Origin of the sequence: Actinoallomurus spadix (assembly GCF_024055725.1) — a bacterium.
GTDB classification, from domain to species: Bacteria; Actinomycetota; Actinomycetes; order Streptosporangiales; family Streptosporangiaceae; genus Actinoallomurus; species Actinoallomurus spadix.
Genome location: NZ_JAMXMX010000011.1, coordinates 72,894 through 89,521, shown reverse-complemented (window position 1 = coordinate 89,521; position 16,628 = coordinate 72,894). Strand labels below are relative to the sequence as shown.

Annotated in this window: 17 protein-coding genes and 1 pseudogene; 2 read left to right on the top strand and 16 right to left on the bottom strand. The window is 72.4% G+C overall.

The genetic code is table 11. The features are described 5' to 3' along the window. Nucleotides 1-46: 46 nt before the first annotated feature. From NE235_RS18380 to NE235_RS18345, 8 genes and pseudogenes are all read right to left on the bottom strand, one after another. Nucleotides 47-727 (bottom strand): response regulator, encoded by a 681-nt coding sequence (locus tag NE235_RS18380; RefSeq protein WP_252804516.1) that lies wholly within the window; start codon nt 725-727, stop codon nt 47-49. Beyond that, entirely contained in the window at nt 724-1,833 is a 1,110-nt protein-coding gene (locus NE235_RS18375; protein ID WP_252804515.1) for a sensor histidine kinase, read from the bottom strand. Before NE235_RS18375 ends, NE235_RS18380 begins: the two co-directional genes overlap by 4 nt. Nucleotides 1,834-2,083: 250 nt before the next feature. After that, nucleotides 2,084-3,001, bottom strand: a complete 918-nt coding sequence (sigJ, locus tag NE235_RS18370) for an RNA polymerase sigma factor SigJ (RefSeq protein ID WP_252804506.1) — start codon at nt 2,999-3,001, stop codon at nt 2,084-2,086. 116 nt (nt 3,002-3,117) lie between these two features. Next, nucleotides 3,118-3,525, bottom strand: coding sequence for a hypothetical protein (locus NE235_RS18365; RefSeq protein WP_252804504.1), 408 nt, complete (start codon nt 3,523-3,525; stop codon nt 3,118-3,120). A 622-nt stretch (nt 3,526-4,147) separates the two neighbouring features. After that, complete coding sequence (locus NE235_RS18360; RefSeq protein WP_252804502.1) at nt 4,148-4,243, bottom strand: DUF397 domain-containing protein; 96 nt, start codon at nt 4,241-4,243, stop codon at nt 4,148-4,150. Beyond that, nucleotides 4,231-4,656: pseudogene (locus NE235_RS18355) on the bottom strand (DUF5753 domain-containing protein); the annotation flags it as partial. The pseudogene NE235_RS18355 and the gene NE235_RS18360, both read right to left, overlap by 13 nt. A gap of 301 nt (nt 4,657-4,957) precedes the next feature. Further along, nucleotides 4,958-5,233, bottom strand: coding sequence for an isoamylase early set domain-containing protein (locus tag NE235_RS18350; protein WP_252804498.1), 276 nt, complete (start codon nt 5,231-5,233; stop codon nt 4,958-4,960). A 120-nt stretch (nt 5,234-5,353) separates the two neighbouring features. Further along, nucleotides 5,354-6,586: a cytochrome P450 gene (locus tag NE235_RS18345; RefSeq protein WP_252804496.1), complete on the bottom strand. Its 1,233-nt coding sequence runs from the start codon at nt 6,584-6,586 to the stop codon at nt 5,354-5,356. Between the two features lie 178 nt (nt 6,587-6,764). Here NE235_RS18345 and NE235_RS18340 point away from each other — a divergent pair, with 178 nt between their 5' ends. Continuing rightward, complete coding sequence (locus NE235_RS18340; protein ID WP_252804486.1) at nt 6,765-7,649, top strand: hypothetical protein; 885 nt, start codon at nt 6,765-6,767, stop codon at nt 7,647-7,649. Between the two features lie 78 nt (nt 7,650-7,727). On the opposite strand, the gene NE235_RS18335 is transcribed toward NE235_RS18340, so the two are convergent. The 6 genes from NE235_RS18335 to NE235_RS18310 all read right to left on the bottom strand — a co-directional run bounded on the left by NE235_RS18335 (nt 7,728) and on the right by NE235_RS18310 (nt 12,526). Continuing rightward, nucleotides 7,728-8,570: an IclR family transcriptional regulator gene (locus NE235_RS18335; RefSeq protein WP_252804484.1), complete on the bottom strand. Its 843-nt coding sequence runs from the start codon at nt 8,568-8,570 to the stop codon at nt 7,728-7,730. Continuing rightward, nucleotides 8,567-9,874: a cytochrome P450 gene (locus NE235_RS18330; protein WP_252804482.1), complete on the bottom strand. Its 1,308-nt coding sequence runs from the start codon at nt 9,872-9,874 to the stop codon at nt 8,567-8,569. The genes NE235_RS18335 and NE235_RS18330 overlap by 4 nt, the downstream gene beginning before the upstream one ends. Nucleotides 9,875-9,944: 70 nt before the next feature. Beyond that, the gene (locus tag NE235_RS18325) at nt 9,945-10,712 is read right to left on the bottom strand and encodes an alpha/beta fold hydrolase (protein ID WP_252804473.1); all 768 of its coding nucleotides are present in this window, start codon (nt 10,710-10,712) and stop codon (nt 9,945-9,947) included. Then, nucleotides 10,658-11,305: an ATP-binding protein gene (locus NE235_RS18320; RefSeq protein WP_252804471.1), complete on the bottom strand. Its 648-nt coding sequence runs from the start codon at nt 11,303-11,305 to the stop codon at nt 10,658-10,660. The genes NE235_RS18325 and NE235_RS18320 overlap by 55 nt, the downstream gene beginning before the upstream one ends. Before the next feature lie 284 nt (nt 11,306-11,589). Beyond that, the gene (locus NE235_RS18315) at nt 11,590-11,832 is read right to left on the bottom strand and encodes an FG-GAP repeat protein (protein ID WP_252804469.1); all 243 of its coding nucleotides are present in this window, start codon (nt 11,830-11,832) and stop codon (nt 11,590-11,592) included. Then, nucleotides 11,765-12,526, bottom strand: coding sequence for an FG-GAP repeat domain-containing protein (locus NE235_RS18310; protein WP_252804466.1), 762 nt, complete (start codon nt 12,524-12,526; stop codon nt 11,765-11,767). Before NE235_RS18310 ends, NE235_RS18315 begins: the two co-directional genes overlap by 68 nt. 96 nt (nt 12,527-12,622) lie before the next feature. Here NE235_RS18310 and NE235_RS18305 point away from each other — a divergent pair, with 96 nt between their 5' ends. After that, nucleotides 12,623-13,414, top strand: a complete 792-nt coding sequence (locus NE235_RS18305) for a 3-hydroxybutyrate dehydrogenase (protein WP_252804464.1) — start codon at nt 12,623-12,625, stop codon at nt 13,412-13,414. A gap of 160 nt (nt 13,415-13,574) precedes the next feature. On the opposite strand, the gene NE235_RS18300 is transcribed toward NE235_RS18305, so the two are convergent. Together NE235_RS18300 and NE235_RS18295 are read right to left on the bottom strand one after the other, a co-directional pair. After that, nucleotides 13,575-14,135 carry a hypothetical protein gene (locus NE235_RS18300; protein WP_252804462.1) on the bottom strand — a complete coding sequence of 187 codons (561 nt, stop codon included), beginning with the start codon at nt 14,133-14,135 and terminating at the stop codon, nt 13,575-13,577. A 2-nt stretch (nt 14,136-14,137) separates the two neighbouring features. Beyond that, complete coding sequence (locus tag NE235_RS18295; protein ID WP_252804460.1) at nt 14,138-15,991, bottom strand: DEAD/DEAH box helicase; 1,854 nt, start codon at nt 15,989-15,991, stop codon at nt 14,138-14,140. Nucleotides 15,992-16,628: the final 637 nt, after the last annotated feature.

Here is a 16,628-nt window from a genome sequence, read left to right as displayed (position 1 = left end):
TCACCGGCGCGAGCGAAGCCGCCCTGGTCCCGGAGGATGAGACCGCTCAGCCGTCGCCGGGAACGACCAGCCCGGACTCGTACGCGAAGACCACCGCCTGGGCGCGGTCGCGCAGGCCCAGCTTGGTCAGCAGGTTGCTGACGTGCGTCTTGACGGTGTGCTCGCTGACCACCAGCTCGGCGGCGATCTCGGGGTTCGACCGGCCCTGCGCGAGCAGCCGCAGCGTGTCGATCTCCCGGCCGGTGAGCTCGCCGAGACGCCGCCGCAATGCGGGACGCGGCGTGCCCCGGCCGACGACGTCCGCGATCAGCCGCCGGGTCACGCTCGGCGCGAGCAGCGACTCACCGGCCGCCACGAGCCGGACCGCCCGCACGAGGTCGTCGCGCCGCACGTCCTTGAGCAAGAAGCCGCAGGCGCCCGCCCGCAGCGCGTCGTAGACGTAGTCGTCGACGTCGTACATCGTCAGGACGAGCACCTTCGCCGTCGTCCGCCGGCACACCTCGGCGGTGGCCTCGACACCGTCGACACCGGGCATGCGGATGTCCATGAGCACGACGTCCGGCCGCAGCTCGACGGCCTTCGCGATGGCCTCGGCGCCGTCGGCGGCCTCGCCCACGACGGTGATGTCGTCATGGGCGTTCAGGATCATCGCGAAGCCGCCGCGGAACAGATCCTGGTCGTCGGCGACGAGAACGCGCAGCACGCCGGTGCCTCCCTCATCGTTCATGCGGTCGGCAACGTCGCGGTCACCGTGCAGCCGCGGCCGGCGGAGCGCACGGCCAGCGTGCCACCGCAGCTGGTGACGCGCTCCCTCATCCCGATGAGACCGTGCCCTTCACGCAGGTCGGGAACGCCCCGGCCGTCGTCCGTCACTTCGATCTCCAACGCGTCGGCGGACCAGCGGAGCCGTACGGCCACGGTCCGGGCGTCCGCGTGCCGGATCGTGTTGGTCAGCGCCTCCTGGACGACGCGGTACGCCGCGGCGTCCACATCGGCGGCGACCGGCCGCGGCTCGCCGCGCACGTCCAGGGAGGCGTCGAGGCCCGCCCGCCGGGCGGTGCCCACCAGCCCGGGTACGGCCTCGACCCCGGGCACCGGGCCATCGTACGGCCGGCCGGTCCGCAGGGCGCCGAGGATCAGGCGGAGCTGGCCGACCGCCTCCCGCCCGGCCTCGGCGATCGCCTCGAAGACGGCCTCGGCCTGCACCGGGTCGTCGCGCACGACCAGCGGTCCGGCCTCCGCCTGCACCACCATCACGCCGACCGAGTGCGTGACGATGTCGTGCATGTCACGGGCGATGCGCGTGCGCTCGCGCTCCACCGCGGCGGCGCGCTCCTCCTGGACCCGGCGCTCGCGCTCCCGCTCGGCGGCGCGCGCCGCCCGCCGCGCCCGTGCGCCGACCCCGACGGCGTACGCCGCGACGACGGCCGTGACGAGGTACCGGTACGTCTCCAGGTCCTCGCCCGGGACGACCAGGGACACGGCCACGCCGGCGACCAGGGCCCCGATGCCGGCGGCCCGCGTCGCCGGGGACAGGGTGCGCTCCGCGAACGTGTAGACGCAGACGAGCACCCCGTACGGCAGGAGCAGCAGCGGCGGATGTGACAGCGTCGGCGCGGCGATCGCCAGGATCGTCGTCGAGCCTCCGACGACGCCGCCCACGATGAAGACGGCACGGCGCCGCCACACCACCGGCACCGAGGCCGACACCGTCAGCGCCAGGAACCACCACGGCTGCCGGTCCGGGACGAACGCCGTCGTCACCGTGCCGATCGTGACGACGGCGGCGACGACCACGTCGAGCCGTGAGACGCGGAGGATGCTGGCGCGCACGGCCGACTCCTGTGCTCAGAGGGAACCCGCCGGCGAGTATGCACCCGGACGCCGCCCCGCCGCCTCCCTCCCCCGACCGATGCCCCTCTCCCTCCCGCGATGTACCAGCGGCCACCCACAACATCGGCTGTTCGCCGTAAGGCGCCGCGCCTGCGAACACCCGCATCCCCCCGCGAGCGTCCGGGACCGCGACGTCCCGCCCCGGCCGCCGTACTCGAACGAGAACGGCGGCCAGGGCGGGCCGGGCCGGTCAGAATCGGACACCGGGCAGCTTGTCGGGGTTGCGGATCGCGTCGATCGCGGTGATCCGGCCGGCGTCGACGGTGAACGCCATGACGGTGAGCACACCGGCCGGGTCCCGCAAGACGAGGCCGGGCGCGCCGTTGACGTCCGCGATCCGTACGTCGACGGCCGGGTGGGCGGTGAAGCCCACGAGGGTGCGCGCGACCCGATCGGCGCCTCCCTCGATCCGGCCCACCGCCGGGACCTTGCCGCCGCCGTCACCGCGCAGGGTGACGGCGGGATCGAGCACGCTCAGCAGCCGGTCCAGGTCGCCGCCCTGACAGGCCGCCGTGAACGCGGCCACGAGCTCCCGCTGTTCGTCGTACGTCGGCGGGAACCGCGGCAGTCCGTCCTCGACGTGCTTGCGTGCCCGGGAGGCGAGCCGCCGCACCGCCACCGGCGTACGGCCCACCACGTCGGCTACCTCGTCGAAGGGCACCCCGAACACGTCGTGCAGCAGGAACGCCGTCCGCTCCGCCGGGGACAGACGCTCCAGCACGACCAGCAGCGCCATGCTCACCGACTCGTCGAGCGTCACCCGATCGGCGGGATCGTCCTCGCGGGCGGTCCCGACCAGCGGCTCGGGCAGCCACGGCCCGACGTACCGTTCCCGGCGGACGCGCGCGCTGCCCAGAGCGTCCAGCGCCAGCCGGCCGACGGTGGTGGTCAGCCAGGCGGGCAGATCGCGGATCACCGACGGGTCCTCGAGCCGGCGCAGCCGGAGCCAGGCGTCCTGAACGCAGTCCTCCGCCTCCGCCAGGGACCCGGTCGTCGCGTACGCGACGCCGAGCAGGCGCGGCCGTTCGGCCTCGAAGACCCGGGCGAGGTCCTCCTGCGCCCACCGGCCGCCGGCGGGCGGGTCATCGTTCCTCGGCGCTCCGGTCACGACCGATCTCCTCTGGCGACGGCGATTCTCACATCACAGGGACGACCCAGGGCACCGAAGTGTGACACGGGATCCCGGCCGGCCGCAGTAGCGGTGCCGGGACGGGCGGCGGGCGGTCACGGCCGGCGGCGGCGTTTCGGTCTCGGCGGCGGGCCCTGCAGCCGGTCGAGGGCCTCCCGGACCGCGACGCGCCCGGCCATCCGGAAGGACGCGTCGCGCGAGTCCACCTCGTGGACGCGGATGTGCCGGAGGACCACCGCGAGGGCCACCGGCACGTCGGTCACCCGCTCCGCCAGCTCCTCCCGTATCCCCTCCACCAGCGCGGCCCGGAACCCGGGCAGGTCGCGGCGGAAGTGGTCCTCGACGGTGGCACTGCCGACGACCTCGAACGTGAGGCCCTCCTCCCACGGCTCGAAGTCGACCGTGACGTCCGCGAAGTCACCCGGGCAGCTGGTCTGATGGAAGTACCGTGCGCGCACCCCGCGGATCGGGTACGGCGGGAACGTCTCGACCTCCGGGTCCATGACGCCGACCCTAACCCGGTCCGGCCGGGCCGAACGCTCGGTGAGGACCGCTGACCCGGCCGCCGTTCACCGGGCTTCGCCCGGTTCGCGACTCGGGTCACCGGGCGTCCGGCACGCCGTCCCGGGAACCGGACGGCGGAGCCGAGGCCGGCCGGGCGTTCCGGAAGCCGTGGGGCCGCCGCACGGACGAGGACGACGTAGTCGCCACCGTCCCGCAGGTAATGCAGGGCGAGCGAATCGAGCCGGGGGACCCCGCCGACCTCCGTCAACCGGACGAAGGGGAGGCCGTCGCACCGGTACGGCAGGACCTGACCGCGGGACAGCCGGAACACCACCCGATTGACGACTCCGCGGGCGTGAACCGCCACGGCGTCCAAGAGAGTTCCCACCCCCGTCCTCCCGGCCCGCGACGGTCGGAACCGATCAGCCTCTATGACGCCGGTAGTGACGTAACAAGTTCGGCAATCCGGTCAGCGACCGTCAACGCCGACGGCAACGAGACCATGGAGGCGGCGAAGCCGGCGTGGCCTTCCGTGATCACTGGTATTCGCTGACGATAGAGCGCAGCGATCACCAGGCAACTGCGGTGTGCGCGCGGTCGGACCACCGTCTGAAGGTCGCCTCACTCGATGACGGCTACTTCGACGCAGTCGCTTTCGCTCGAACCGCTGAAAGTGCTCTTCCGCCAGATCATGCTGGCTTCGATCAGGGTGTACACGTGCGTGACGCTATCTGCTGGATGAGCCGGAGTGAAGACGACTCATCCAACGCCGCTCGCTTGTAGTAAGCGTAGATCCGGTCAAAGGCCGTGACGTCCGTCTCAGCCTCGAAGAAGGTGGTCTGCGCGAAGTCCTCGACCAGCGCCGCTGTCAGCCCTCCTGGCGGGCGCAGGCTGAACAGGGTGAAGGAGCCGCTGACCCCAAGGCCGGCTCCTGCGCTGAAGGGAAGGACGCGGATCGAGAGTCGATCCGGCCGAGGACTTTCGATGAGTCGTCCGAGCTGCGCGCGCATGACGGTGAGCCCACCGATCTGTTGACGGAGCGCAGCCTCGCCGATGATCGCTTCGTAGCGTAGTGGATCGCCTCGGGTGAGGACCTGCTGCCGCTTCAACCGGAAGCGCACCAGTTCGGCGTTTGTTTCGTGCCGGGTGACGAACGCCGGCCTTCATCAGCGCCCAGGCGTACTGCTCTGACTGCAGCAGGCGGGAGACCATCTCGATGGTGAGCCCGCTCTCTTCGCGGACCCTGCGCAACGCCGAGCCGATCCGGCGTAGGCGGACGGTGGGCACTTTCGCGAACGGCATCCCTCAAAAAGTGCTTAACTGTTCACCATCCGTGTTGTCGCTGAACGTTCAGTGGACGTCAGTGGATCCGCCCCGGGCGGCGAGAGGGCCGCCCGGGGCGAGGTCGACGCGCTGCCGGCGAGGGCTCGATCAGACCTCGATCAGGGAGCCGTGTTCGTCGCGGCGGTCGGCGGTCTCGTCGTCGAACCACACGCCGCCGGTGGCCAGATAGCGGAACCGGTGGACGCCGGGGGAGAGGGTCACCGAGACGGTGCGCCTGCCGTGACGCCGCCTGACGAGCTCATGGCGGCCCGGCTCCCAGTCGTTGAAGTCGCCGACCACGCTGACGACCCCGGTCGGCTCATCGGGGGGAAGGCTGAAGGTGACACGGGTCTTGCGGCCGAACAGCCGTGAGCGCCTGAGCATCGATGTTCCTCGCACAGGGGTGGATCCAGAGGGGGAGCCTCAGCATGACGCGCCCGGAGGCGGACGGCACGGACGACACGGCGTGTAACGCAGAATTCACGCGATCGCCGGACCATCGCATCAAAAGGCGCAGGGCAGCCGGCTGATCCCGTTGATGAAGCTGCTGCGCTGCCGGACGGGAGGCGCGGTGGCGTGGACGGCGGGCAGCCGGGTGAACAGCTCCCGCAGCAGCACGGTCATCTCGCGCCGGGCGAGGTGCGCGCCGAGGCAGAAGTGCGGGCCGGGTCCGCCGAACCCGACATGGGGGTTTGGCGACCGGGTGATGTCGAAGGCGTCCGGGCGGTCGAAGACGGCCTCGTCGCGGTTGGCCGAGTTGTAGTACAGGACGACGCGGTCGCCGGCCTGGTAGGTGTGGCCGAACAGGTCCGTGTCGCGGGTGACGGTGCGGCGCATCCAGGTCACCGGCGTGGCGTGGCGTACGACCTCCTCGACGGCGCCGGGCAGCCGGGCGCCGAGGTCGTCCCTCAGCAGCGCGCGCTGGTCGGGGTGGTCGGTGAACAGTGTCAGAGCGTGGCTCAGCGCGGTCCGGGTGGTCTCGTTGCCCGCGATGACGAGGAGCCCGAAGAACTTGCCGAGCTCGCGTTCGGTCAGCGACTCGCCGTCGACGTTCGCGGTGACGAGGGCGGTGACCAGGTCGTCCGACGGCCGTGCGCGGCGTTCGGCGGCGAGCTCGCCCATCAGCCGGTGCAGGTAGGCGAACCTCTCGGCGACCATCGAGGTCCGGTCCTGCCCGCCGGGCGCCACGTAGTCCGGGTCGCCGACGCCGATGATGAGGTTGGTGGCGTCGATCACGTCGTCGTACGCGGCCTTCGGGATTCCCATCATCGCGCAGATGATCGTGAGCGGCAGGGGCGTCGCCACCTCGGTGACGAAGTCGCACGGCCCGCGCTCGGCGAGCCGGTCAACGAGGTCCCGGGCGACCAGCGTGACGTCATCCTCGAACTTCTTGATCATCCGGGGTGTGAAGGCGCGGGAGACGATCCGGCGCAGCCGCGCGTGCCGGGGGTCGTCCATGCTGATCATGGAGCCCCTGAACTCGCTCAGCTCGGGCGGCGGGTCGTCGAGACTCGTGGCCGTCGGCTCGGAGCTGAAGATCTCCGGGTGGCGGCTGACCTCGACGATCTCCGCATGACGGGTCAGGGCGAAGAAGCCCTTCACCGTCTGCGCCGCGTCGGGGGCGTAGTCGACGAACACCGGGCGCCCGGCGGCCCGCAGCGCGGCGAACACCTGCGCGCGTTCGGCCGGAGGTCGTCCCCAGAAGTCCAGGCGGGCCAGGTCCGCGTCGTACGCCATCGCCCCTCGCTCCCGGGTCGCCGCCCCATTGACGCCCACGGTAAGGCAAGGTCGTCGTCGCTGTCATCGAGCCGGTAGGGCCCGATTCTCCCGATCTTCATCGAAAGGGGGCACTCGGTTACCCGGCTGTCACAGGGGTGACCGCGGGCCGCAACGAGGGCTCCGCAGAGTGGTCCGCATGGGACTGAAGATCAGGAACGGCCGTCCGATCGACCACGGCGACGCCTTCCACGGCCGCCCCCGGCGGGCATGGCGGCGTGAGGTCGTCGAGTTCGCGGCGCTGTTCGTGGCGGCCGGCATCGCGCACCTGTTCTCCACAGCACTCGGCGACCGCCGCTCGGGCGCCTTCATGCTCCTCGTGCTGGGCGGCGTCCTCTGCGTGATCGTGCCGGTGCATCTCTGGCTGACGCACCGGCGCGATCACCCCCGGTACGCGCCGAACGGTCCCGCGCCGCGGGCCGATCTCCCGGCGGCGCGGCTCTGGCGGGTACGGGCGCGGGTGCGTGAGACGCCCGGACAGCTCGCGGCGCTGGCCGCCGCCACCGCCGCGCTCGGCGGCAACATCCTGTCGCTGAGCACCCAGGCGGACACCGGCGGAACCGTCGACGAACTCCACGTCCAGCTGCCGGAGCCCGTCACCGGCATGACACTGGTCCACGCGCTCACCGCGGCGGGCGGCCGCTCCGTCCAGGCCCGCCCGGCGACCGTCCGCGAGCTGGTCGATCCGGTCACCCGCGCGCTGCTCCTGGCGTCGTGGGCCGCCGCGGATCCGCACCGGCTGCCGGTCGCCCTGGCGGCTCTGCTGGAGGCGCGCCTCGTCCCGGACACCGGCGACCGACCCGCCGCCCGATTCGACCGTCCCAGCCGGGCAGGCTGGACGAGCCGGGCGGACCGGCCCGGCGGGGCCGATCGGCCCGGCGGGGAGACGCTGACTCTGACCGCTCCGACCGGCGAACGGATCCGGCTGCACCGTCCGGGGCTGCCGTTCACCGCGACCGAGACGGCACGAGCGCTGGCCCTGCTCGGCCACGCGGCCCGGCCCGCGGCGGCCCGGCCTACCTGAACGGCACGTCTGAACGGCCGCCTGAAGGGCACGCTTGCACGGCCGCCGGAACGGGCGGCCGCGAGTGCGGAGCGAGACTCAGAGCAGGCGCGCGATCTCGCCGGCCGCGGCGACGACGCGCGGCGCGATGGCGGGCTCGTCCTGCGTGCCGATCGTCACCACTCCGATGCTCGCCTGGGCGGGCCGGCCCCGCGCGAAGATCGGCGCGGCGACGCCCCACGCGCCGGGCTGCAACTCGCCCTCGGTGACCGCGTACCCCGCCCGGCGGGCCTCGCGCACGACCGGCCGTTCGCCCGGGCTCGGCGGACGGCCGGCGAGGATCGCGATTCCGGGCGCGCCGCGGTCGACGGCGTGCCGCTTGCCCGCGCGATAGGCGACGTGGAAGTCGGACCCCCGGGGCTCGGCCACGGCGAGCACGACGACCTCCTCCTCGGCGTCCAGCACGCTGATGAACGCCGTCGCGCGGCAGCCGTCGGCCAGCGACTGGAGCGCCCCCTCGGCCGCGACGCGCAGCCGGTGCTGCACGGCGGCACCGAGCTCGACGATGCCCAGTCCGAGCGTGAAGCGCGTCCCGGTCCGGGAGACGAGGCGGTGGTTGCGCAGCGCGGTCAGATGGCGGGAGACGGCGTTGCGGTGGACGTCGGCGGCGCGGGCGAGCTCGCTGATCGTCATCCCGTCGGGATGGTCCCGGAGGATCTCCAGGAGCCGCAGGCCGGTGTCGATCGTCTTCGATCCGGCGGCGGGAGAGGGCGACCCGCCGGCTTGGGCGGGCGGTCCGCCGGTGGCGGGGTACGGCGATCCGCCGGCGGAGGCGGGAGACGGTGATTCGCCGCCGGGCGAGGGAGGCCCGCCGGTGGCGGGGGACGACGAGCCGGCGCGGGGACGGCCGGGCGGCGCCGGGTGGTGCGGTCGGTCGGTCATCGATCGTCGCTCCGTCGTACGGGCGTATAGCGGACGGGCAGGTGCTTGATGCCCGCGATGAAGTTGGACACGAGCCGCGCGGGCGGCCCCGCGGGCTCCAGGTCCGGCAGGCGCCACAGGAACTCGCGGTAGAAGGTCCGCAGTTGCAGGCGGGCGAAGTGCGCCCCCAGGCACACGTGCGGGCCGTCGCCGAACGCGACGTGGTCGTTCGGCCGCCGGGCGATGTCGAACCGGTCCGGGTCGGGGAACGCCCGCTCGTCCCGGTTGGCGGAGGCGTGGAACACGACGACCTTGTCCCCGGCGGCGATCGGCCGTCCCGCGAGGACGGTGTCCCGTACGGCGGTGCGCCGGAAGCTGAGCACGGGCGGGTGCCAGCGCAGCATCTCGTCGATCGCCGGGTCGAGCAGCTCCGGATGGGCGAGGAGCCGCCGGTGCTGGTCCGGGTGGTCGAGGAGCGCCATCACCCCGCCGGGCAGGCCGGACCGTACGGTGTCGTTGCCGGCGATCACCAACAGGAAGAAGAACATCGACAGCTCGGGATCGCTGAGGCGGCGGCCGTCGACCTCGGCCGTCGCCAGCGCGGTCATCAGGTCGTCCGCCGGATCCCGGCGCCTGGCGTCGGCGAGCGCGTGCGCGTACTCGAACATGTCGGCCAGCATCGCGGGGGACCGGGGGTTCACCGGCCGGCCGTCGGCGCCGCGGGCGGCCTCGGCGTGGTCGGGATCCTGGTAGCCGATCACCCGGTTGGTCCACGCGAGGATCCGGTCGCGGTCCTCCTCGGGGATGCCGAGCAGGTCGGCGAGGTTCTGGATCGGGTAGTCGTCGGTGACGTCGACCGGCAGGTCGCACTCGCCGCGTTCGGCGATGCCGTCGACGAGCCGGCGCGCCCGGCGCTCGACGTCGGCCGTGAACCGTTCGACGCGGCGGGGCGTGAACACCTTCGCCACGATCCGCCGCAGCCTGCCGTGCTCCGGCGGGTCGAGGTTCAGCATCATCCGCCGGATGAACGGCAGGTCGGCGGGGTCCGGGTCACGGATCTGCGTCGCCCCGATCCACGAGCTGTACTCGTCGGGGCTGCGCAGCACCTGGACGACGTCCGCGTGCCGGGTGACGGCCCAGAATCCCGGACCGGACGGCCAGCCGCCGACCTCGTACTCCTCCTGCCAGTGCACCGGGTCCTCGTCCCGGAGCCGGCGGTAGGTCTCGTGCGGGACACCCCGGGCGTAGATGTTCGGGTCGAACACGTCGAGATCCGCGGCCGGGTTCGCCGTGACGGCGGTCGTGTCTCGTTCTTCGGACGGCAACGTCCCCCCTCGGATCATCGGACGGCCGGACCGATCCGGGCGCCCGGTGGCCGGGCGGCCCGGACGGTGGTCAGGCGGCGGCCAGGAAACGCTCCATCTCGGCCACCAGCACGAGCGGCGTCTCGTCCATCGCGTAGTGGCCGGCGTCCTGGAACGTCACGAGTTCGGCGTTCGGGTACCACTGCAGCCAGGTCGCCCGCATGACGTCGGCGGACAGCGCCGGGTCCTGCGCGCCCGCGATGACGAGGACCGGCGTGGTGTTGCCCGCCACCTCCTCATGGAAGTCCGTACGGGCCCAGGCGTCCAGGTAGGCGCGGAAGGCCGGGACGGTGGAGACGCGCAGCGAGGTGTCCACCATGGCGTCGAGCCAGGCGCCCGGGAGGCGGCCGCCGGTGGTGAGGTCGATGATCGCCCGGCGGTTCGCGGGCTCGTCGGCGGCGCCGGAGAACAGCGCCCAGCCCTGCTCGTCGAACGGCACGCCGGAGGCGGGGACGGGGGAGACGCCGACCATGCGGCGGATCCGGCCGGGCGCGTCCAGCATCACCCGCTGCATCGCCGTTCCGCCCATCGAGTGCCCGACCAGCGAGAACTCGTCCCAGCCGAGCTTGTCGGCCAGGGCGAGCACGTCGCCGGCGATCTCGGTGAGGGTGTGGTCGCCGGTGAGGTCGCGGGCCTCGCCGTACCCCCGGTAGTCGGGGAACGCGTACGTGAACGCCTCCGTGTTCAGGTACGGCCGGATGGCGGCGAAGGCGTCGCGGTCGCCGAACCAGCCGTGCAGCGCGATCACCCGATGCGGTCCGGAGCCGTGGAGGACATGGGGAAGGGCGACGGGAGACATACCGGATCCTCTTCTGTCGATGGCGGTGCGGACGGATCGGGGGAGGCGGGCGGCTCCGGGGCGACGGCCACGATGAGCTCCGGGCGCCCGGTGGCCGGCCGGTGCGCACGGCCCGGGTACTCGAGGCCGAACCAGACGTACTTGCCGCCGTGGTAGCGAACGAAGCCCCACTGGTCGGCCTGGGCGTCCACCAGGAACAGGCCGCGGCCGCACTCGGCGACGAAGTCGGGCGTCCTCCGTACGGGGAGAGTGGGGTCGCGGTCGCAGACGGCGAGCCAGACCATGCCGTAGTCGACCCGGACGTTGACCCTGATCTCCTGGTCGCCGGAGGGACCCGGTTCCGCGTGCTGGACGGCGTTGGTCACCAGCTCGCTGGTCAGCTCCGCGATCGTCGCGAGGTCCGCCGCGGGCAGCGTGAGGTGCCAGGAGTCCAGCATCGCGGCGACCCAGCGGCGTGCGATGGACGGTGCCAGCCGGGAGCCCGGGAGATCGCACCAGCCGGACAGGCGGCGTCCGTCCGCGGACCCGGTCGTGGCCGTCACGGCGTCGTTCCCCGGGACGCCGGTGGGTCGCTGCTCCGGTGAATCGGACAAGGACTCGCGCTCCCCGCCTGTCATGCCCGAATAGTGGGCTTAGTGAGCAAATTTTGGGCGTACGTCCGGGAGCATTGAGCGTCGGCAGGCCGATGTCAACGGAAACGGCGGAATGCCCGGGATTTTGCGGGGGTCGGCGGCCCGCGCCGACGCGCGGCCCGCGGCACGTTTCCGTCGCGAACGACGCCGCCCCCGTACGACACCGGCGGTCGTACGGGGGCGGCGGGGACGATCACTCCGCCGGGCGGACCGGCGGAGCGTCGTCACGGCGTGGAGCCGTGGTCTCAGGGCAGTAGGACGCGGCCGAGCTGCGCGTGGCGCTTCGCGACGCCCAGGTCGGACGCGCCCAGCGTGCGCAGGTTCGTGGTGGTGAGCCCGGTCCTGGCGCCGCGCAGCACCCAGAGGCCACCCTCCTCGCCGTTCTCGACCGGAGCGCCCGCGGTCAGGTCGGCCCGGCCGTCACCCGTCAGGTCCGCCAGCGACAGCCCGCCGCCGAAGGCGTCGGCCGTCTCCGCGACGCCCGGCACGTGCGCGGTGTTCTGGTCGAAGCTCTGCGCCCTTGGTGGTGAGGCCGCCGGCCGCGCCGCGCAGGATGGTGACCGCGCCGGCGTCCTGGGTGAACTTCTTCGGTGCCCCCAGGCCCGACCCGGTGCCGAGGAAGACGAGGATCCCCTCCGGCGGGTCGGATCGGTCGCCGTCGCCTCCGCCGGTGGCGGCGATCAGGTCCGCCCGGCCGTCGCCGTTGACGTCACCGGCGACGGCCGCCCGCCCGATGTCGGAGCTCAGCGCTGTCGGGGCGCCGAGGCCGGAGGACGATCCGCGGCGGAGTTCGGCGCGTTTCTCGGCCGGCTCGCCGTCGATCGAGCTGCGCACCAGGGTGACCAGGTCGGTGTACCCGTCGCCGGTGAAGTCGCCGGCGATCTGGCTGATCGGGCCGACCTCCTCTCCCTTGGTCTGGAGGGGGGACGCGGTCGCGGTGACCGGCCGGTCACGGACGTCGCGGAACAGCAGGACGGCGTTGGCGTCGCCGCCCGTCACCGTGGCCACCAGGTCGGTGCCGCCGTCGTGGTCGAAGTCCCCGACCGCCAGGGACGGGGAGGCCCACGCGCCCGGGCCCGTCAGGGTGGTCGTGCGGGACGTCAGACCCTTCGCGCCGCCGTAGACGATGACGATCCGCCACGGCTGCCTCGCGATCGTTGATGTTCGCTCAGAGGACGCCACAAGATCATTTTCGGTTTACCCGTCCGTCCGGGCCGGGCCGTAGAGCGCGTCGATAGGGTCGTGTTCGCACGAGGTGTCCCGATCGAGGAGGATCGCGTGGTCCCGCCGAACGCTCAGCAGCCGTCCCCTCAGCCGCTCACCGGCCTCGACCTGTCCGGCCGCCGTGCCCTCGTGACCGGCGCGGCCGGCGGCATCGGCCTGGCGTGTGCCCGGCGGCTGGCGGCCGCCGGAGCCGAGGTCGTCATCGTCGACCTGCGCAAGGAGGAGGCCGAGGCCGCGGCCGGGGAGCTCGGCGGCCGGGCGGTCGCCGCGGACCTGTCCGACGCCGCCGCGGTCGAGGCGATCGACTGCGACGTGGACATCCTGGTCAACAACGCGGGGCTGCAGCACGTCGCCCCGGTGACCGAGTTCCCGCCGGACGTCTTCGCGCGGATCCAGCGGATCATGGTGGAGGCGCCGTTCCGGCTCGCCCGCCGGGCGCTGCCCGGGATGTACGAACGCGGCTGGGGCCGGATCGTCGGGATCTCCTCCGTGCACGGCCGGATCGCCTCGCCGTACAAGGTCGCCTACGTCGCCGCCAAGCACGCCCTGGAGGGGATGACCAAGGTCATCGCGCTGGAGGCCGCCGAGCACGGGGTGACCGCGAACTGCGTCAGCCCGGCGTACGTGCGGACTCCGCTCGTCGAGCACCAGATCGCGGACCAGGCGGCGGCGCACGGGATGGAGCCCGACCGGGTCGTCGACGAGGTCATGCTGGCCAGGGCCGCGATCCGGCGGCTGATCGAGCCCGAGGAGGTCGCCGAGATGGTCGCCTACCTGTGCTCGCCGCACGCGTCGATGATCACCGGCGCGTCCCTGACCATGGACGGCGGCTGGACCGCGCACTAGGACAGCGTGGCTTTGAGACAGGCCCTGACCGCGCGATGCCGGGGAGTTGAGATCCGCACTGTGCCGTCGGGGCTGCCGGTGGGGTCGGCCGGGCTCGGCGGGTGGTGCGGGTGTGTGCCCGCCGGGCGGGCACACACCGATCCCCCTCAGGCCGGCCGGGTCACTCGGCCGCGGTGAAGTAGGCGGCCGGATCAAGGGAGTTGAGCGCGATCCAGCGCTGCGCCGTCGCTTCGGCGGGCGCCTGGCCGCCGCCCGCCGAAGCGTGGAAGAAGCCCTGCACGTCGAGGGCGATGCGGGGATCGTCGTCGATGCGCCGCGCCATGTCGTAGTAGACGGCCAGCTCATGGACGCACCGTGGGGTGCCGGCGGGGCAGGAGCAGTCGACGCTGTCGAGGACCGGCGCGGGCGGATGGCCCGCGTCGGCGACCGCGCGGTACAGATCGTCGGTGAGCAGGGGCTGGATGCCGCTCAGCCGGCGGGAGATCTCGGCCGTCGCCTCCGCGGACATCGGCGCGACCTCGATCGTGACCACCGAGGTGCCGCGGCCTCGCTGCACGACGGCGCGCACGGTCCGGTCGTCGAACGTGATCTGCACCTTCCCGTCGCGCGCCATGCGCCGCGCGCTCGGCAGTTGGGGATCGGGACGGGTCTGGCGCAACGACTCGGCGAACCGGACCCAGTCCTTGCCCCACGTCGTGTACCCGTAGTCGTGGTCGGCCATGGTCAGTCGACTCGCTTCCGGCGCAGGACCTCGATGAGGCGGTCGTCGTCCAGGCGGGTCAGCTCGGCGACGCTGGACGTGTCGGTGATGTCCGACAGCGCGGACTTGTGGTCGTGCATGGCCGCGATGTGCTCCTCGACGGTGGTCCCGGTGGTCAGGGTGGTGACGGTGACCGTGCGGGTCTGACCGATCCGGTGGACCCGGTCGGATGCCTGGGCCTCCACGGCCGGGTTCCACCACCGGTCGAAGTGGATGACGTCGGCCGCGCGCGTGAGCGTGAGCCCGGTGCCCCCGGCCTTCAGACTGAGGACGAGCACCTTCGGGCCGTCGTCGGACTGGAACCGGCGGACGATGTCGGCCCGTCGCTCCTGGTTCAGGCCGCCGTGGAAGAACGGCGCATTCACTCCGAACCGTTCGGCGAAGTGCCGGACCAGCAGCTCACCGGTCTGCCGGTACTGGGTGAAGACGAGGGTCGGAGCGTCGTTCTCCAGGTTGCTGGCCACGATGTCGGTGCACAGGTCGAGCTTGCCCGACCTGCCCGACAGCTCCCCGAGGTCGTCCGTGATCAGGCCCGGATGGTTGCAGACCTGCTTGAGCGAGGTCAGGACGGCGAGCACCTTGGTCTGCCGCTCGGTGCCACTGCCGAAGCCGTCGTCGATGACCTGCTCCAGCAGCCGGTCGTACAGCCGCTCCTGCTCCTCGGTGAGGTCGCAGCGGAGATCGGCGTGGATCTTGGGCGGGAGCGACCCCGCGACCTGGGACTTCTTCCGCATCAGCACGATCGGCTCGATGGCCCCGCGCAGCCGGGCGGAAGCGGCCGGGGAGCCGTCCGAGATCGGCCGCACGAAGCGGCGGCGGAACTGCGCCCGGTTCCCGAACAGGTGCGGTGCGACCAGATTGAGCAGGGCCCACAGCTCGTCGAGGTGATTCTCGACGGGCGTCCCGGTCAGGGCGATCCGCGCGCCGGCCGCGATGGTGCGCGCGGCCTTCGACACCTGCGTACGGGGGTTCTTCAGGGCCTGCGCCTCGTCGAAGACCGCGGTCCTCCACCGGATCCCCGCCAGGGCCGGGCCGTGCATGCGCAGCGTGGGGTAGCCGGTGAGCACCACCGTGCCGTTGCCCACCTCGGGCAGCGGCCCGCCGCGCCAGATCGCCGCCCGCAGCCCAGGTGCGAACCGCGCGATCTCGTGGGCCCAGTTCCCCACCAACGACGTGGGACAGACCAGCAGCTGCGGCCCCTTCTCGGCCCGCCCGGCGACACAGCCGATGGTCTGCAGGGTCTTACCGAGTCCCATCTCGTCGGCGAGCACCGCGCCGCCGTGCGTCTCGATGGTCTCGCGCAGCCAGCTCACCCCGCGCACCTGATACGGGCGCAGTTCGGCGGTCAGCGCCGTGCGCATCTCGGCACCCACCGAGGTGGTGCGACGGAAGACGCCGCTCGCGTGTTCCGCCGTCGTGACGGCGACACCCGTGGCGTCGGGGACCGCGTGCGCGGCGATCGGCAGAGCCGGTTCGCCGCCCGCGATCCACGACCGCCAGGCGTCCACCGACCGGCCGGGCGAGTCGAGGGGCACGGCCACGAGCCGGTCCGGCTCGACCAGCACGCAGTCGACGTCGGCCACCCTGAGCCTGCCCAGGTCCGGCGTCGGAACGACGAGGGGAACGGTCTCGACGTCACCGACCGGCGGGGCCGCCCCCACCGCGCCGCCGGACCAGGTCCACAGGGCGAACATGTGCCGGTCGGGCAGGTACGTGGCCTGACCGGCCGACCGTGCCTCGGGGAGTTTCTGCCTGGTTCCCTTGGCGTCGGCAGGAATCAACTGCTGCCCGGTCTTCGGCAACGTGGATGCAGTCATGAACACCTTTGGGTGTGGTTCGGAAAACTGGCAAGCGGACTTTAGGGTGGCCGTCGGGCGTATGTCAATTCTCGGGCGACCGGTAACGGTCGGCGATTTTTCGCCGCTCCCGAGGGCATACCGCCAAGTGCTCTGTCAATCCTTCAAGATATGAGAGGGCCGGCGGGTTCGGTGCGCTTCTGTGGGCATACCGCCGAGTGCCCTGTCAATCTCTATCTGGGACCGTCGGGAGCGGCACAGTACCTGGACGGCCGCCCCGTGCGGGCCGTCCTTTCGGCTGTCGGTCCAGCAGGCCGAACGTTCTTCCTGGCGTATTCTTTGAATGGCGTGATCGGATGTCATCCGGGTCAGCGGAACGGAATCCGCCGGGCATGCATGGAGAGGCAGAGGATGCCCCTATCGGACCGGCGGTGGAGCGCGAGAGTGACGGTCATTCACCTCGCGTAGGAGTCGCTGGGATCACCTCACTCGATCTCTGTTATCCCATCCCGGGCGACAGCCCGAGGTCCCTTGACGACCCGCCGGAATCCCCGACTCCCCGGCATTGGCGCCAGGCAATCGAGTCCGGGCGGCTCGATCGAAGCCTGTCCGGCCGTTCGGTGCGGCGGGGCCACCAGAACAGGCCGGGCCGCCGGCG